The organism is Cronobacter universalis NCTC 9529 (genome assembly GCF_001277175.1).
GTDB classification, from domain to species: Bacteria; Pseudomonadota; Gammaproteobacteria; order Enterobacterales; family Enterobacteriaceae; genus Cronobacter; species Cronobacter universalis.
The window spans coordinates 3997838-4014104 of sequence record NZ_CP012257.1 but is presented as its reverse complement, the minus strand read 5'-3'; the positions used below and the strand labels follow the sequence as shown (position 1 = coordinate 4014104).

Annotated in this window: 17 protein-coding genes; 15 read left to right on the top strand and 2 right to left on the bottom strand. The window is 58.6% G+C overall.

All coding sequences use genetic code 11. The features are described from left to right. Window positions 1-277 precede the first annotated feature (277 nt). Both AFK65_RS18545 and AFK65_RS18540 read left to right on the top strand, forming a co-directional pair. Window positions 278-1519 carry an aromatic amino acid transport family protein gene (locus AFK65_RS18545; protein ID WP_038858702.1) on the top strand — a complete coding sequence of 414 codons (1242 nt, stop codon included), beginning with the start codon at window positions 278-280 and terminating at the stop codon, window positions 1517-1519. A 250-nt stretch (window positions 1520-1769) separates the two neighbouring features. Beyond that, window positions 1770-2873 carry a branched-chain amino acid ABC transporter substrate-binding protein gene (locus AFK65_RS18540; protein ID WP_144421409.1) on the top strand — a complete coding sequence of 368 codons (1104 nt, stop codon included), beginning with the start codon at window positions 1770-1772 and terminating at the stop codon, window positions 2871-2873. A 174-nt stretch (window positions 2874-3047) separates the two neighbouring features. On the opposite strand, the gene panM is transcribed toward AFK65_RS18540, so the two are convergent. Beyond that, window positions 3048-3440 (bottom strand): aspartate 1-decarboxylase autocleavage activator PanM, encoded by a 393-nt coding sequence (gene panM / locus AFK65_RS18535; protein ID WP_007765109.1) that lies wholly within the window; start codon window positions 3438-3440, stop codon window positions 3048-3050. Window positions 3441-3860: 420 nt separating this feature from the next. Here panM and AFK65_RS18530 point away from each other — a divergent pair, with 420 nt between their 5' ends. The 12 genes from AFK65_RS18530 to ugpQ all read left to right on the top strand — a co-directional run bounded on the left by AFK65_RS18530 (window position 3861) and on the right by ugpQ (window position 13776). Next, window positions 3861-4106, top strand: coding sequence for a hypothetical protein (locus AFK65_RS18530; protein WP_007702486.1), 246 nt, complete (start codon window positions 3861-3863; stop codon window positions 4104-4106). Window positions 4107-4196: 90 nt separating this feature from the next. Then, window positions 4197-5123, top strand: a complete 927-nt coding sequence (livH, locus tag AFK65_RS18525; protein ID WP_004384851.1) for a high-affinity branched-chain amino acid ABC transporter permease LivH — start codon at window positions 4197-4199, stop codon at window positions 5121-5123. After that, the gene (locus tag AFK65_RS18520) at window positions 5120-6400 is read left to right on the top strand and encodes a high-affinity branched-chain amino acid ABC transporter permease LivM (RefSeq protein WP_038858705.1); all 1281 of its coding nucleotides are present in this window, start codon (window positions 5120-5122) and stop codon (window positions 6398-6400) included. The genes livH and AFK65_RS18520 overlap by 4 nt, the downstream gene beginning before the upstream one ends. Next, complete coding sequence (gene livG, locus AFK65_RS18515; RefSeq protein WP_007778908.1) at window positions 6397-7164, top strand: high-affinity branched-chain amino acid ABC transporter ATP-binding protein LivG; 768 nt, start codon at window positions 6397-6399, stop codon at window positions 7162-7164. The genes AFK65_RS18520 and livG overlap by 4 nt, the downstream gene beginning before the upstream one ends. Window position 7165: 1 nt before the next feature. Then, window positions 7166-7879 carry a high-affinity branched-chain amino acid ABC transporter ATP-binding protein LivF gene (gene livF, locus AFK65_RS18510; protein ID WP_007702856.1) on the top strand — a complete coding sequence of 238 codons (714 nt, stop codon included), beginning with the start codon at window positions 7166-7168 and terminating at the stop codon, window positions 7877-7879. A gap of 139 nt (window positions 7880-8018) precedes the next feature. Continuing rightward, a complete protein-coding gene (locus tag AFK65_RS18505) occupies window positions 8019-8240 on the top strand; it encodes a type II toxin-antitoxin system Phd/YefM family antitoxin (RefSeq protein WP_007702854.1) in 222 nt (73 codons plus the stop codon). Then, window positions 8240-8608 carry a type II toxin-antitoxin system death-on-curing family toxin gene (locus AFK65_RS18500; protein ID WP_007702851.1) on the top strand — a complete coding sequence of 123 codons (369 nt, stop codon included), beginning with the start codon at window positions 8240-8242 and terminating at the stop codon, window positions 8606-8608. The genes AFK65_RS18505 and AFK65_RS18500 overlap by 1 nt, the downstream gene beginning before the upstream one ends. Window positions 8609-8778: 170 nt before the next feature. Next, window positions 8779-10098: a sn-glycerol-3-phosphate ABC transporter substrate-binding protein UgpB gene (gene ugpB / locus AFK65_RS18495; protein WP_032805014.1), complete on the top strand. Its 1320-nt coding sequence runs from the start codon at window positions 8779-8781 to the stop codon at window positions 10096-10098. A gap of 136 nt (window positions 10099-10234) precedes the next feature. After that, complete coding sequence (gene ugpA, locus AFK65_RS18490; protein WP_038858707.1) at window positions 10235-11122, top strand: sn-glycerol-3-phosphate ABC transporter permease UgpA; 888 nt, start codon at window positions 10235-10237, stop codon at window positions 11120-11122. Then, on the top strand, window positions 11119-11964 hold the full coding sequence (gene ugpE, locus AFK65_RS18485) for a sn-glycerol-3-phosphate ABC transporter permease UgpE (RefSeq protein ID WP_038858709.1): 846 nt from the start codon (window positions 11119-11121) through the stop codon (window positions 11962-11964). Before ugpA ends, ugpE begins: the two co-directional genes overlap by 4 nt. A gap of 1 nt (window position 11965) precedes the next feature. Next, window positions 11966-13039 (top strand): sn-glycerol-3-phosphate import ATP-binding protein UgpC, encoded by a 1074-nt coding sequence (locus AFK65_RS18480; protein WP_007702817.1) that lies wholly within the window; start codon window positions 11966-11968, stop codon window positions 13037-13039. Next, window positions 13036-13776 (top strand): glycerophosphodiester phosphodiesterase, encoded by a 741-nt coding sequence (gene ugpQ / locus AFK65_RS18475; RefSeq protein ID WP_038858711.1) that lies wholly within the window; start codon window positions 13036-13038, stop codon window positions 13774-13776. Before AFK65_RS18480 ends, ugpQ begins: the two co-directional genes overlap by 4 nt. On the opposite strand, the gene AFK65_RS18470 is transcribed toward ugpQ, so the two are convergent. Further along, window positions 13773-14294, bottom strand: coding sequence for a DUF2756 family protein (locus AFK65_RS18470; RefSeq protein WP_038858712.1), 522 nt, complete (start codon window positions 14292-14294; stop codon window positions 13773-13775). The genes ugpQ and AFK65_RS18470 overlap by 4 nt on opposite strands. 125 nt (window positions 14295-14419) lie before the next feature. On the opposite strand from AFK65_RS18470, the gene ggt reads away from it, so the two are divergent. Continuing rightward, complete coding sequence (ggt, locus tag AFK65_RS18465; protein WP_038858714.1) at window positions 14420-16186, top strand: gamma-glutamyltransferase; 1767 nt, start codon at window positions 14420-14422, stop codon at window positions 16184-16186. The last annotated feature ends 81 nt before the right edge of the window (window positions 16187-16267 follow it).

Sequence of the window (16267 nt, the reverse complement as noted above, 5' to 3'; positions counted from 1 at the left end):
AGTCCGTAGGGTGGGTAAGCGTAGCGCGCCCACCGTGCAAGGCAGACCAAACCCTGCCGTAAAACGAACAGGAATTACCCCGAGGGCGCCCGCCTTATGGTCTGGCCGCCGCGCAGCAGCGGGCCATAACGGCGCGTCTTTGGGGTGACCTGCGAAGGAGCGCGCTTCGGGAGGCTGACAGGCCCGAAGCTTAAATATCTCACTTGCTAACACAACAACACACCGTGAACACAACCGCTTCCGGTGGTGATAGCCGCCGGATATTTAAGGAAGAACTATGTCTGAGAACACCACTTCCGCCTCACTGTGGGCGTCCCGAGAGCGGGCAGCGTCATCCTCTAAATCCCTGAGCTTCGTTGAAGGCGTCGCGATGATCGTCGGCACCAACATCGGGGCGGGCGTACTCTCCATCGCCTACGCCTCCAGCAAAGCGGGCTTTATGCCGCTCCTCTTCTGGCTCGCCCTCGTCGGCGTATTGACCACTATCACCATGCTGTATGTCGCGGAAGCGACGCTGCGCACCCGCGCGCATTTACAGTTAAGCGGCCTCGCCGGGCGCTATGTCGGGCGCATCGGCGCCTGGCTGATGTTCGCGTCGGTATGCGTTAACAGCGTCGGCGCGCTCACCGCCTACATGACCGGCAGCGGCAAACTGCTCAGCTCGCTTATCGGCGTCTCGCCCGCCATCGGCAGCCTGATTTTCTTTATTCCGGCGGCGGGCATTCTCTGGCTCGGGCTGAAGGCAATCGGGCGCGGCGAGAAATTTATCAGTATCGGCATGGTGGTGATGATTGCGGTGCTGGTAGTCGCCACGCTTTTGCATGAATCGACGCAGATGCGCTGGCTGCTGGATGGCGACTGGCGCTACATGGTGCCGGTGTTTAACGTCACCGCGTTCTGCTTCGCCGCGCAGTACATTGTGCCGGAGATGGCGCGCGGGTTTGCCGACAAACCTGAAAAGCTGCCGAAAGCGATTATCGTCGGGATGGTCATTACCTTTACGCTGCTGGCGCTGGTGCCGCTGTCGGTTATCGCGCTGAGCGGGCTTGATAATATCTCTGAAGTGGCGACCATCTCCTGGGGCCGGGCGCTCGGCGAGTGGGCGTTCTTTTCCGCCAATATTTTCGCGCTGTGCGCGATGCTCACCTCCTACTGGGGGCTTGGCGGCAGTTTCCTGACCAATATCTTCGACAAATTTCGTCTCGGCGACGACGCGCAGCCGCTTAAACGCCTCGGCGTGCTGGCGGTCGTGGCGCTGCCGCCGTTCGCGCTGGCCTACAGCGGACTGGTCTCTTTTGTGAACGCGCTCTACTTTGCAGGCGTCTTCAGCGGCGTGATCCTCTCCATTATGCCTATTCTTATTTTGCGCGGCGCGCGCCGCCGCGGGGAGATAACGCCCCGCTGGCAGTGTAGCTGGAGCACGCATCCGCTCATCCAGGGGCTGATTGTGCTGCTCTATGTCGCCAGCGCGATTTACGCGGTGCTCTCCGCCTTCGGTTATCTGCCCGCAGGCTGGTAAAACCCGATAACCCGCCGCGTGACAGGCGCGGCGGACGTTTTTTCGCCACTTCCCACCATAATTGACGTGAAAAATAGTGATTCCAAATTCATAAAAATGGGGTATGTTTTTAGCAGAGTATGCTGCTTTTAGCCGGGCGGCAGGGCTTAAAACTAATATTAAATGCTGCGCTGCTAAGCGAAGCGGAAATAAAGTAGCGAAAAACAACAACATCACAACTGCAATAACCACAAGAATGGGGAACCTCAGGATGAAAATGAAGGGCAAAGCGTTACTGGCAGGCGCAATTGCGCTGGCGATGAGCAGCATGGCGATGGCGGAAGATATTAAAATTGCCGTTGTGGGCGCCATGTCTGGCCCGGTAGCGCAGTATGGCGACCAGGAGTTCACCGGCGCCGAGCAGGCGGTGGCAGATATCAACGCCAAAGGCGGCATCAAAGGCAACAAGCTGGTTATCACCAAATACGACGACGCCTGCGACCCGAAACAAGCGGTGGCGGTAGCGAACAAAGTGGTGAATGACGGCGTGAAATATGTCATCGGCCACCTGTGCTCCTCTTCCACCCAGCCGGCGTCTGATATTTATGAAGACGAAGGCATTCTGATGATTACGCCAGCGGCGACGGCGCCGGAGCTGACCGCGCGCGGTTATCAGCTGATCCTGCGCACCACCGGTCTGGATTCCGATCAGGGCCCGACCGCCGCGAAATACATTCTTGATAAAGTGAAGCCGAAGCGCATCGCTATCATTCATGACAAACAGCAGTACGGCGAAGGCCTGGCCCGCGCGGTGCAGGACGGCCTGAAGAAAGGCGGCGCGAACGTGGTCTTCTTTGACGGTATTACCGCGGGCGAAAAAGATTTCTCCACGCTGGTGGCGCGCCTGAAGAAAGAAAATATCGATTTCGTTTACTACGGCGGCTATCACCCGGAAATGGGCCAGATCCTGCGCCAGGCGCGTTCCGCGGGCCTGAAAACCCAGTTTATGGGCCCGGAAGGCGTGGCGAACGTGTCGCTGTCTAACATCGCGGGCGATTCCGCCGAAGGCATGTTAGTCACCAAGCCGAAGAACTACGATCAGGTGCCGGCGAACAAACCGATTGTGGACGCTATCAAGGCGAAGAAACAGGATCCGAGCGGCGCGTTCGTGTGGACCACCTACGCCGCGCTGCAGTCGCTGGCTGCGGGTCTGAATCAGAGCGAGGATCCGGCGGCCATCGCCAAATACCTGAAAGCGAACTCCGTCGATACCGTGATGGGCCCGCTCTCCTGGGATTCGAAAGGCGATCTGAAAGGGTTTGAATTCGGCGTGTTTACCTGGCATGCCAATGGTACCGCGACCGACGCCAAATAATTTCCCGGGCGTCTTTCGCACTACAGTTTTGTAGGGTGGGTAAGCGAAGCGCGCCCACCTTACAGGTAAACCTGGCGGGTGCGCAGGCTTACCCGCTCTACGGCCTGAGATTGAAGGGGTTGTAGGGCAGGTAAGCGAAGCGCACCTGCCTTTTTATCAATAGCTACGTCTGCCTTACGCCTCTAACCGCTTCACCCAGCCATCCTGCTGCGCCGCAAATCCGAGCGTCTGCATAAACGCGTTCATCACGTTGTAATCTTCCACGCCAATATCCATCACCCACCAGTCTGTCATCGACGGGTTATCGCGGATCGTCTCTTCAATCAGGTAATGCCCGACGCCGCGCCGGCGCGTCACTTCGCGCACCCGCAGGGAATCCATCGCGCCTTCGGTGCCGCGCAGCGTCACACGCACCGCGCCCAGCAGCCGGTCGTTAAAGCGCGCGGCATAAATTCGATGGTTCTCATCAAGACGTAACGATTCAGAAGGATATTCCGGCCAGATTTTCGCGAGGTCGATTTTGTCCTGTTCGCTCAGGGTATGCAGACGAAGAATGGTGAGTTTCATAACAGCCTTTCCGCCAGGGATGAATCTCTGAGTTTACCTGATTTTTTTCAGCTGCTGGACGCCCCGGCAAGATCTATTCGGTAGCTGATTAGTTTTTGTCTTATTGATTAGGTAGCTTGAAAGCGCGGGGAATGAAATTTAACCAGCACATAACGCTGAAAGGTAGCGTTTTATCTGGCTAATAATGCCGATATTTTATGCTGGCCGCTGCGCTTTTTTTTGTTTATCTCGGGTATATTTCAGAATATTATCTTTGCTTAATAGACTGAAAAATAGATGTTTTAATTATAGTTTCGCTAAAAACCACGCTAACTCATTAAAGAGACAGGTAAAAGTAGCGTTGTCTATTAAAACGGCAGAATGTTTTTTAACCATAATAAAACTAAACAGCAACACACATCACGAACGGGGATTCTGAGAATGAACAGCAACGCAAAGCGCTGGCTTGCGGAGATGGTTGCGCTGGCGCTATCTCAGGCAGTCAGGGCGATGACCGTCAACACGGCGGCCGGAAATGGCGTTAACAGCGCCGCCTCCGCCGCGCTAACAGGAAACCGATACGCTCGCGGCGCGAATGCCGTAACCGGGCCGCTGAACTGGGATGAAAAAAGCGATCTGAAAGGATTTTCTCTGGCGTTTTTAAGCGGCATACCAACGGGTCGTTAACCGTTCTGCATAACGAGTCGTAGTAAAGCACACCCGATATTCATCCCGCCTGTCGGCGCTTCTTCCGGCAGGATTTAATAAGGTTACGTTATGTCCGAGCAGTTTCTCTATTTTCTGCAGCAGATGTTTAACGGCGTCACGCTGGGCAGTACTTACGCGCTGATCGCCATCGGCTATACCATGGTTTACGGCATTATCGGCATGATCAACTTCGCCCACGGCGAGGTGTATATGATTGGCAGCTATGTGTCATTCATGATCATCGCCGCGCTGATGATGATGGGCATCGACGCCAGCTGGCTGCTGGTCGGCGCCGCGTTTATCGGCGCGATTGTCGTCTCCAGCGCCTACGGATGGAGCATCGAGCGCGTGGCGTATCGCCCCGTGCGCAGCTCCAAACGCCTGATTGCGCTGATCTCCGCCATCGGGATGTCTATCTTCCTGCAAAACTACGTCAGCCTGACGCAGGGCTCGCGCGACGTCGCGCTCCCGAGCCTCTTTAACGGCCAGTGGACCATCGGCAGCAGCGAAAACTTCGCGGCCAGCATCACCACCATGCAGCTGGTTATCTGGGTCGTGACCTTTATCGCAATGCTCGCGCTCACCCTGTTTATCCGTTACTCCCGCATGGGCCGCGCCTGTCGCGCCTGTGCCGAAGATCTGAAAATGGCGAGCCTGCTTGGGATTAACACCGATCGCGTTATCGCGCTGACCTTTGTGATTGGCGCGGCGATGGCGGCGGTGGCGGGCGTGCTGCTCGGCCAGTTCTATGGCGTGATTAACCCCTACATCGGCTTTATGGCCGGGATGAAAGCCTTCACCGCGGCGGTGCTGGGCGGCATCGGCAGTATTCCGGGCGCGATGATAGGCGGCCTGATCCTGGGCGTGACCGAATCGCTCTGCTCGGCGTATCTGAGCACGGAATATAAAGATGTGGTGTCGTTTGCCCTGTTGATCGGCGTCTTGCTGGTGATGCCGACCGGTATTCTGGGCCGCCCGGAGGTAGAAAAAGTATGAAACCGATGCATTTTGTGGCGGCGCTGCTGGCCGCCGCCATGTTCTTCCTGCTGGCAGGCATTTTTATGGGCGTTCAGCTGGAGCTGGACGGCACGCGTCTCGTGGTCGATACCGCCGACAGCATTCGCTGGGAGTGGATCGCCATCGGCACCGGCGTGGTCTTTTTATTCCAGCTCCTGCGCCCGCTGTTCCAGAAGGGCCTGAAAAACGTCTCCGGTCCGAAGTTTATTCTGCCGGCGATTGACGGCTCGACGGTGAAACAGAAACTGTTCCTGGTGGCGCTGCTCCTGGTCGCCGTGGCGTGGCCGTTTATGGTGTCGCGCGGGACGGTGGATATCGCTACGCTCACCATGATTTACGTGATTCTGGGCCTCGGCCTGAACGTGGTAGTAGGCCTTTCCGGCCTGCTGGTGCTGGGCTACGGCGGTTTCTACGCTATCGGCGCTTATACCTTCGCGCTGCTGAATCACTACTACGGGCTGGGCTTCTGGACCTGTCTGCCGCTGGCGGGCCTGGTGTCCGCCGCCGCCGGTTTTCTGCTCGGCTTCCCGGTGCTGCGCCTGCGCGGCGACTATCTGGCGATCGTGACCTTAGGCTTTGGCGAAATCGTGCGTATTTTGCTGCTGAATAACACGGAAATTACCGGCGGCCCGAACGGCATCAGCCAGATCCCGAAACCGACCTTCTTCGGCCTGGAGTTCAGCCGCACCGCGCGCGAAGGCGGCTGGGATACCTTCAGCAACTTCTTCGGCGTGAAGTATGACCCGAGCGACCGCGTGATTTGGCTCTATCTGGTGGCGTTGCTGCTGGTGGTGTTCTCGCTGTTTGTGATTAACCGTCTGCTGCGTATGCCGCTCGGCCGCGCCTGGGAAGCGCTGCGCGAGGATGAGATCGCCTGCCGTTCGCTCGGCCTGAACCCGACGCGCATCAAACTGACCGCGTTTACCATCAGCGCCGCGTTCGCGGGCTTCGCCGGAACGCTGTTTGCGGCGCGCCAGGGCTTTGTCAGCCCGGAATCGTTCACCTTCGCGGAATCCGCGTTCGTGCTGGCGATTGTGGTGCTGGGCGGCATGGGCTCGCAGTTCGCGGTGATCCTGGCGGCTATCCTGCTGGTGGTGTCGCGCGAGCTGATGCGTGATTTGAACGAATACAGCATGCTGGTGCTGGGCGGCCTGATGGTGCTGATGATGATCTGGCGTCCGCAAGGGTTGCTGCCGATGACGCGCCCGCAGCTGAAACTGAAAAATGGTGTGAGCAGTAAAGGAGAGCAGGCATGAGTCAGCCTTTATTATCGGTAAGCGGCCTGATGATGCGCTTTGGCGGCCTGCTTGCCGTCAACAATGTCTCTCTTGAGCTGCGCGAGCGTGAAATCGTCTCGCTGATTGGCCCGAACGGGGCCGGCAAGACCACGGTGTTCAACTGCCTGACCGGCTTCTATAAACCGACCGGCGGCACCATTATGCTGCGCGACCAGCATCTCGAAGGGCTGCCGGGCCAGCAGATCGCCCGGATGGGCGTGGTGCGCACCTTCCAGCACGTACGTCTGTTCCGTGAAATGACGGTGATTGAAAACCTGCTGGTGGCGCAACACCAGCAGCTAAAATCCGGGCTGTTTTCCGGCCTGCTGAAAACCCCGGCGTTTCGCCGCGCGCACAGCGAGGCGCTCGATCGCGCCGCTACCTGGCTTGAGCGTATCAACCTGTTGCAGCACGCCAACCGCCAGGCGGGCAACCTGGCGTATGGCGACCAGCGCCGTCTGGAGATCGCCCGCTGTATGGTGACGCAGCCTGCGATCCTGATGCTTGACGAACCGGCGGCGGGCCTGAACCCGAAAGAGACCAAAGAGCTGGACGAACTGATTGTCGAGCTGCGCAACCATCACAACACGACCATTCTGCTGATTGAGCACGACATGAAACTGGTGATGGGCATTTCGGACCGTATTTACGTGGTAAACCAGGGGACGCCGCTTGCCAACGGCACGCCGGAGCAGATCCGCAACAACCCCGACGTGATTCGCGCATACCTGGGTGAGGCATAAGATGGAAAACGTGATGTTATCTTTTGACAGGGTGAGCGCGCACTACGGCAAAATCCAGGCGCTGCATGAAGTCAGTCTGCATATTCGCCAGGGTGAAATCGTCACCCTGATCGGCGCGAACGGCGCCGGTAAAACCACGCTGCTCGGCACGCTGTGCGGCGACCCGCGCGCGAGCACCGGGAAAATCATCTTTGATGGTAAAGACATTACCGACTGGCAGACCGCGAAAATCATGCGCGAGGCGGTGGCGATTGTGCCGGAAGGCCGCCGGGTCTTTTCCCGTATGACGGTGGAAGAGAACCTGGCGATGGGCGGCTTCTTCGCCGATCGCCCGCAGTATCAGGAGCGCATTCAGCGCGTGTACGATCTCTTTCCGCGCCTGCACGAGCGCCGCATCCAGCGCGCCGGGACGATGTCCGGCGGCGAACAGCAGATGCTGGCGATTGGCCGCGCGCTGATGAGCCAGCCGCGCCTGCTGCTGCTTGACGAACCGTCGCTTGGCCTGGCGCCGATCATCATCCAGCAGATTTTCGACACCATCGAGCAGCTGCGCAAAGAGGGGATGACGATTTTCCTGGTCGAGCAGAACGCCAACCAGGCGCTGAAGCTCGCCGATCGCGGCTACGTGCTGGAGAACGGTCACGTAGTGCTGGAAGACACCGGCGAGGCGCTGCTTGCCAACGAAGCGGTGCGCAGCGCGTATCTCGGCGGTTGATTCGCCTGTACGGCCCGGCGGCGTAATGCATGCCGGGCACACGCCATTATTTAAGCCGGGCAAGGCATTTTTCGCCGCCCGGCTTTTGTTTTACGTACATCTTAGTTGTACAATTAACTTGTACCTGAAAGGAGGGCGTATGCGTACCATGAACTATAGCGAAGCGAGACAGCAGCTGGCTTCTGCGCTGGAATCAGCGGCGGCCGGGACGCCAGTCACCATTACCCGCCGTGGCCATAAATCAGCGGTGATCATTAGCGCAGAAGAATTCGAGCGTTATCAGGCCGCGAAGCTGGATGCGGAATTTGCGGAGATCATGGCTGTGCACGGTAATGAAATCAGGGAGCTTGCGGATAAATAATGACGATTCATTTTATCTCAGCGGAAGAGATAATCCGTTTCCATGACCGTCTGTTGCAGGTCACGCCGGGGGTTACCGGTATGCCTGATCCAGGGCGGGCCGAAGCGCTGATGTACCGCGTGCTCAACAAATATGAGTATGAGGGCGTTAATGATATCTGGCTGCTGGCGGCCATGCATTTGCTGGCGGTTGCGCGCGGCCATATTTTTAACGACGATAACAAGCGTACGGCGCTATTCATCACGCTGTTGTTTCTTAAGCGAAACGGCATTGATGTGGCGGCCAATCCGGGTTTCGTTGAGATGACCGTCAACGCGGCGGCAGGACGTCTGTCGCTGGAAGAGATTGCTGCTCAGCTTCGCGCTTAACCTGCGTCATCAGACCATCACCGGCGCGTCATTTCTCTGCCGCTCTCACGTCACTATCTTGTCATTATCCAGTTATTTTTCTGTCATACGCGCATGTCATGTTAGCTCGCGAGCATAAAACGCGTGATTTCGCGCATCTCAAACGACGCATAATCAGAGAGATAACAGACATGACAGCTTCGTTACGACGTACAGCAATTTGTGTGGCTCTGGGATGGGCGCTGAGCAGCCAGGCGATGGCCGCCACCACCATTCCGTTCTGGCATTCGATGGAAGGCGAACTGGGTAAAGAGGTGAATTCACTGGCGCAACGGTTTAACGAGGCGCACCCGGAGTACAAAATCGAGCCGGTCTACAAAGGTAACTACGAGCAGAGCCTCGCGGCCGGGATCGCCGCTTTCCGTACCGGCAATGCGCCCGCGATTTTGCAGGTTTACGAAGTAGGCACCGCCACCATGATGGCGTCCAAAGCCATCAAGCCTGTGTACGAAGTGTTTAACGACGCTGGCATTAAATTCGATGAGTCGCAGTTTGTGCCGACGGTTGCCGGTTACTACACCGACGCGAAAAGCGGCCATCTGCTCTCCCAGCCGTTTAACAGCTCCACGCCTGTGCTCTACTACAACAAAGACGCTTTCAAAAAAGCGGGCTTAGACCCGGAGCAGCCGCCGAAAACCTGGCAGGATCTCGCAGCCTATACCGCGAAGCTGAAAGCCTCTGGCATGAAGTGCGGCTACGCCAGCGGCTGGCAGGGCTGGATCCAGATTGAAAACTTCAGCGCCTGGCATGGCCTGCCGGTCGCCACCAAAAACAATGGCTTTGACGGCGCTGACGCGGTGCTGGAATTCAACAAGCCGGAGCAGGTGAAGCATATCGCCCTGCTTGAAGACCTGAATAAGAAAGGCGATTTCAGCTACTTCGGGCGCAAGGATGAGTCCACCGAGAAGTTCTACAACGGCGATTGCGCCATCACTACCGCCTCTTCCGGTTCGCTCGCGGATATCCGCCACTACGCCAAATTCAATTACGGCGTGGGCATGATGCCCTATGACGCCGACGTGAAAGGCGCGCCGCAGAACGCCATTATCGGCGGGGCGAGCCTGTGGGTGATGCAGGGCAAAAACAAGGAGATGTATAAAGGCGTGGCGGAGTTCCTGAACTTCCTCGCGCAGCCGGAAAATGCCGCCGAATGGCACCAGAAAACCGGTTACCTGCCTATCACTAAAGCCGCTTACGATCTGACCCGCCAGCAGGGCTTCTATGAGAAGAACCCGGGCGCGGATATCGCGACGCGTCAGATGCTGAACAAGCCGCCGTTGCCGTTCACCAAAGGGCTGCGTCTGGGCAATATGCCGCAGATCCGCACCGTGGTTGACGAAGAGCTGGAAAGCGTCTGGACCGGCAAGAAAACCCCGCAGCAGGCGCTGGATTCCGCCGTTGAGCGTGGTAATCAGCTGTTGCGCCGCTTCGAGCAGTCGACGAAATCGTAACGCTGGTAGCGGGTTGGCGCGGTGGGTGTTGTTTCGAACGGCGGGTGCGCTTCGCTTACCCACCCTACAAAGCACCAGATTAGTAGGCCGGGTAAGGCGCAGCCGCACCCGGCATTTTTCAGGAAAGCGTTTCTCTATGTCATCATCCCGTCCGGTGTTTCGTTCAGGCTGGCTGCCCTATGCGTTACTGGCGCCGCAGCTGATTATCACCGTCATCTTTTTTATCTGGCCTGCGGGCGAGGCGCTCTGGTACTCCGTACAGAGCATCGATCCGTTCGGGCTATCGAGCCAGTTTGTCGGGCTGGCGAATTTTACCCAGCTGTTTCACGACAGCTACTACCTGGATTCCTTCTGGACCACCATTAAATTCAGCGCGCTGGTGACCGTCAGCGGGCTGCTGATATCGCTGTTTTTCGCGGCCCTCGTGGATTACGTGGTGCGCGGCAGCCGTTTTTACCAGACGTTGATGCTGCTGCCCTACGCCGTCGCGCCCGCCATCGCCGCCGTGCTGTGGATCTTCCTCTTTAATCCCGGACGCGGGCTCATTACCCATGTGCTTGAGCAGATGGGCTACTACTGGAACCACTCGCAAAACAGCGGCCAGGCGATGTTCCTGGTGGTGTTCGCCTCGGTCTGGAAGCAAATCAGCTACAACTTTCTGTTTTTCTTCGCGGCGTTGCAGTCGATCCCGCGCTCGCTGGTCGAGGCGGCCGCCATCGACGGCGCAGGCCCGGTGCGCCGCTTCTTTAAGCTGTCGCTGCCGCTTATCGCGCCGGTGAGCTTTTTCCTGTTGGTGGTGAATCTGGTCTACGCCTTTTTCGACACCTTCCCGGTTATCGACGCCGCCACCGCGGGCGGGCCGGTGCAGGCCACCACCACGCTTATCTACAAGATTTACCGCGAAGGGTTCGCCGGGCTGGATCTCTCCACCTCCGCCGCGCAGTCGGTGGTGCTGATGGCGCTGGTGATTATTCTCACCGTGGTGCAGTTCCGCTATGTGGAAAGTAAGGTGCGTTACCAATGATTGAAAACCGCCCTGGGCTGACGATTTTCAGCCATACCATTTTGATCCTCGGCATCGCCGCGATTCTCTTTCCGCTCTACGTGGCGTTTGTCGCGGCGACGCTCGATAATCAGGCCGTGTTCGCCACGCCGATGACGCTTATCCCCGGCACGCACCTGTGGGAAAACCTGAAAGATATTTGGGTGAACGGCGTCGGGGCTAACAGCGCGCCGTTCTGGCTGATGCTGCTGAACAGTTTCATCATGGCGTTCAGCATTACCGTCGGGAAAATCGCGGTGTCGATGCTCTCGGCGTTCGCTATCGTCTGGTTTCGCTTCCCGCTGCGTAACCTCTTCTTCTGGATGATTTTTATTACGCTGATGCTGCCGGTGGAAGTGCGCATTTTCCCGACGGTGGAAGTAATAGCCAACCTGAAGATGATGGACAGCTATACCGGCCTGACGCTGCCGCTGATGGCGTCCGCGACCGCCACCTTTCTGTTCCGCCAGTTCTTTATGACGCTGCCTGACGAACTGATGGAAGCGGCGCGCATCGATGGCGCCTCGCCGATGCGATTTTTCCGCGACATCGTGCTGCCGCTCTCCAAAACCAACCTCGCGGCGCTGTTCGTCATTACGTTTATCTACGGCTGGAACCAGTATCTCTGGCCGCTGCTGATCATCACCGATCCGTCGCTCGGCACGGCGGTGGCGGGCATTAAAGGCATGATTTCGGTGGGCGAGGGCAGCACGCAGTGGAATCAGGTGATGGCGGCGATGCTGCTGACGCTTATCCCGCCGGTGGTGATTGTTTTAGTGATGCAGCGCGCGTTTGTTCGCGGGCTGGTGGATAGCGAGAAATAAGATGGCAGGACTCAAATTACAGGCGGTCACCAAAAGCTGGGACAACGGCAAAACGCAGGTCATTCAGCCGCTGACGGTGGACATCGCGGATGGCGAATTTATCGTGATGGTCGGCCCGTCCGGCTGCGGCAAATCGACGCTGCTGCGTATGGTGGCCGGGCTTGAGCGCGTGAGCAGCGGCGATATCTGGATAGACCGCCAGCGCGTCACCGAAATGGAGCCGAAAGAGCGCGGCATCGCGATGGTGTTCCAGAACTACGCGCTGTACCCGCATATGAATGTCGAAGAGAACATGGCCTGGGGCCTGAAAATTCGCGGGATGGGCAAAGCGCACATCGCCGAGCGCGTTAAAGAGGCGGCGCGCATTCTGGAGCTCGACGGGCTGTTAAAACGTCGCCCGCGCGAGCTCTCCGGCGGCCAGCGCCAGCGCGTGGCGATGGGCCGCGCGATTGTGCGCGATCCGGCGGTGTTCCTCTTCGATGAGCCGCTTTCAAACCTTGACGCCAGGCTGCGCGTACAGATGCGCCTTGAGCTGCAAGAGTTGCATCGCCGCCTGCGTACCACGTCGCTGTATGTGACGCACGATCAGGTCGAGGCAATGACGCTCGCCCAGCGCGTGATGGTGATGAACAAAGGCGTGGCGGAGCAGACAGGCACGCCGGTGGAAGTCTACGAAAAACCCGCCAGTCGCTTTGTGGCGAGCTTTATCGGCAGCCCGGCGATGAACCTGCTGGAAGGGCGGGTGAATGCCGAAGGCACCCATTTCGACGTCGACGGCGGCCTTTCCCTGCCGCTCGGGAGGCTGCACAAAGCGCTCGCCGGGCGCAAGGTGACGCTGGGTATCCGCCCGGAACATATTGCGCTAAGCTCACAGGCCGCAGGCGGCGTGCCGCTGCCGCTCGATACGCTGGAGATGCTGGGCGCGGATAACCTCGCGCATGGCCGCTGGGGCAGCCAGAAAGTGGTGGCGCGCCTGGCGCATCAGGAGCGTCCGCAGCCGGGCAGCCAGCTGTGGCTGCACCTGCCGGAAAATCATCTGCACTTTTTTGACGGTGAAACAGGACAACGTTTATGAGCAACTGGCCATATCCTCCCATCGTCGCCCACCGCGGCGGCGGCCGACTGGCGCCGGAAAATACCCTGGCGGCGATTGAAACCGGCGCGCGCCTGGGCCACGCCATGATTGAGTTTGACGTCAAGCTCACGAAAGACGGTCAGATTTTCCTGCTGCATGACGACACGCTGGAGCGCACCAGCAATGGCTGGGGTGTGGCGGGCGAGCTGAACTGGGATGAGCTGCTGAAAGTGGACGCTGGCAGCTGGTTTAGCGGCGCGTTTAAAGGCGAGAAGCTGGCGCTGCTGAGCGATGTGGCGCAGCGCTGCCGCGAGCACCGCATGATGGCGAATATCGAAATCAAACCGACGACCGGCGCGGATTCCGAAACCGGGCGCGTGGTGGCGCTGGCCGCGCGCGCGCTCTGGGAAGGCATGACCGCGCCGCTGCTCTCGTCGTTTTCCATCGAGGCGCTGGAGGCGGCGCAACAGGCGGCGCCGGAACTGCCGCGCGGGCTACTGCTGGACGAATGGCGCGACGACTGGCAGGCGTTGACCACGCGTCTTGGCTGCGTCTCCATTCACCTGAACCATAAGCTTTTGGATCAGGCGCGTGTCATGCAACTGAAAGACGCCGGGCTGCGTATTCTGGTCTATACCGTGAATTCGCCCCGGCGCGCGCTGGAGCTGCTCGCCTGGGGCGTGGACTGCATCTGCACCGATGCGATTGACGAGATCGGGCCGGATTTTCGCGCTTAAGGCGTGATGGCGCTCTGCGTATTCAGCGTAGTGCCGTTTTGCCGCAGCATATCGCCGTTCTGGCGCGGCTCAATCATGTGCGGCTGCTGTGTGCTGTTCAGCGTCGCGCCGTTGCTGTTGAGCATGTGTTGTGAGCTTGCGCTGCTGCCGTTCAGCGTCGCGCCGTTGCTGTTGAGCATGTGCTGTGAGCTTCCGCTGCTGCTATTGAGCATGCCGCCATTGGTGTTCGGCAGCACCTGTTCTCTCTGCGGGTTCAGCGTCCCCGGCTGGTTCTGCTGAATTCGCTCAACGTTATTATTCATCTGAGTTTGCAACTGCTGCTGTTGCAGGCGGCTTTGCCTCTGGATCTGCTGATTCAGCATCCCCTTTTGCTGAAGCTGCTGGCTTTGCATCTGCGTCTGCAAACGCTGCTGGCTCGGGTTCACGTACCCCGGCTGGTTAGGGTTGTTGATGACGTTAATCGGTTGGGCAAGCGCCGCCAGCGGAAGCGCCGCGGCAATCAGTAAATAGCGTTTCATGGTGTTTCCCTCCCCTCTGGAAGATCTTTTCAGTTTACCTCCTCTGTGACGGCACGATGATCTTTTAAGAGTTGTGAACCAGACTTATTCCGGGGAGCGTCCCGGATAATAAGCGGAGAACAATAATGATGATGCAGTGGAAAACCGTACGCCAGAGCGTGATAGCGGCGCTGGCGGTCACCTTTTGTTTAACGGCGGGGGCCGCGCCGCCGCCTGTCGCGGCACCAGCGCCTGCGCCGGTCTCTTATGGCGTGGAAGAAGATGTCTTCCATCCGGTGCGTGCCGAACACGGCATGGTCGCCTCGGTGGACGCGGCGGCGACGCAGGTGGGCGTCGATGTGCTAAAGCAGGGCGGTAACGCGGTGGATGCGGCGGTCGCGGTGGGGTTCGCGCTGGCGGTGACGCATCCGCAGGCCGGTAACCTCGGCGGCGGCGGCTTTATGATGCTGCGCACCAAAGACGGCAAAGTAACGGCGATCGATTTCCGCGAAATGGCGCCGGAGAAAGCCACGCGCGATATGTTCCTCGACGCGCAGGGCAACGCCGACAGCAAAAAATCGCTCACTTCGCATCTCGCTTCCGGCACGCCGGGCAGCGTGGCGGGTTTCGCGCTGGCGCTGCAAAAATATGGCACGATGCCGCTCGATAAAGTCATTCAGCCCGCCATTACGCTTGCGCGCGACGGCTTTACGGTCAACGACGCGCTCGCCATCGATTTAAAAACTTACGGCGTGGAGACGCTCCCGAACCACCCGGCCAGCAAGGCGATTTTCTGGAAACAGGACGGTAATCCCTACCAGAAGGGCGACAAGCTGGTGCAGGCGAATCTTGCAAAAAGCCTGGAGCTTATCGCCAAAGATGGCCCGGACGCTTTTTATAAAGGGCCGATTGCCGACCAGATAGCCGACGAGATGGCGAAAAACGGCGGGCTTATCACCAAAGCCGATCTGGCGAATTACAAAGCGGTGGAGCGCACGCCTGTGAGCGGCGACTACCGCGGTTATCAGGTCTATTCGATGCCGCCGCCGTCGTCGGGCGGGATCCATATCGTGCAGATCCTGAATATCCTTGAGAATTTCGACCTGCATAAATATGGCTTCGGCAGCGCCGACGCGATGCAGATTATGGCCGAGGCGGAAAAATACGCCTACGCCGACCGCTCGGAGTACCTGGGCGACCCGGATTTCGTGAAGGTGCCGTGGCAGGCGCTGACCAGCAAGGCCTACGCGAAATCCCTGGCGCAGCAGATCGATGTTAACAAAGCGCGCCCGTCGAAAGAGATTAAACCGGGCAACCTCGCGCCTTATGAGAGTAACCAGACCACGCATTTTTCGGTCGTCGACAAAGACGGCAATGCGGTGGCGGTGACCTATACGCTTAACACCACCTTCGGCAGCGGCATTGTGGCGGGCGATACCGGGATTCTGATGAATAACCAGATGGACGATTTCTCCGCCAAACCGGGAACGCCAAACGTCTATGGCCTGGTAGGCGGCGACGCCAACGCGGTGGGGCCGAAGAAACGCCCGCTGTCGTCGATGTCGCCGACGATTGTCGTCAAAGACGGTAAGACATGGCTGGTGACCGGGAGCCCTGGCGGCAGCCGCATTATCACCACCGTGTTGCAGATGGTGGTGAACACGATTGATTACGGTATGAACGTGGCGGAAGCCACCAACGCGCCGCGATTCCATCACCAGTGGCTGCCCGATGAGCTGCGGGTGGAGAAGGGCTTTAGCCCGGATACGCTGAAGCTACTGCGTGAGAAAGGACAGAACGTGGCGGTGAAAGAGGCGATGGGCAGCACCCAGAGCATTATGATTGGCCCGGACGGGGCGCTTTACGGCGCGTCCGATCCGCGCAGCGTCGATGATTCAACGGCGGGGTATTAAGGTAGCGCCGTGTCGCGCAATGTAAACGGTGGGTGCGCTGCGCTTACCCACCCTACAAATTTGCACATCCCGGTGCAGGGC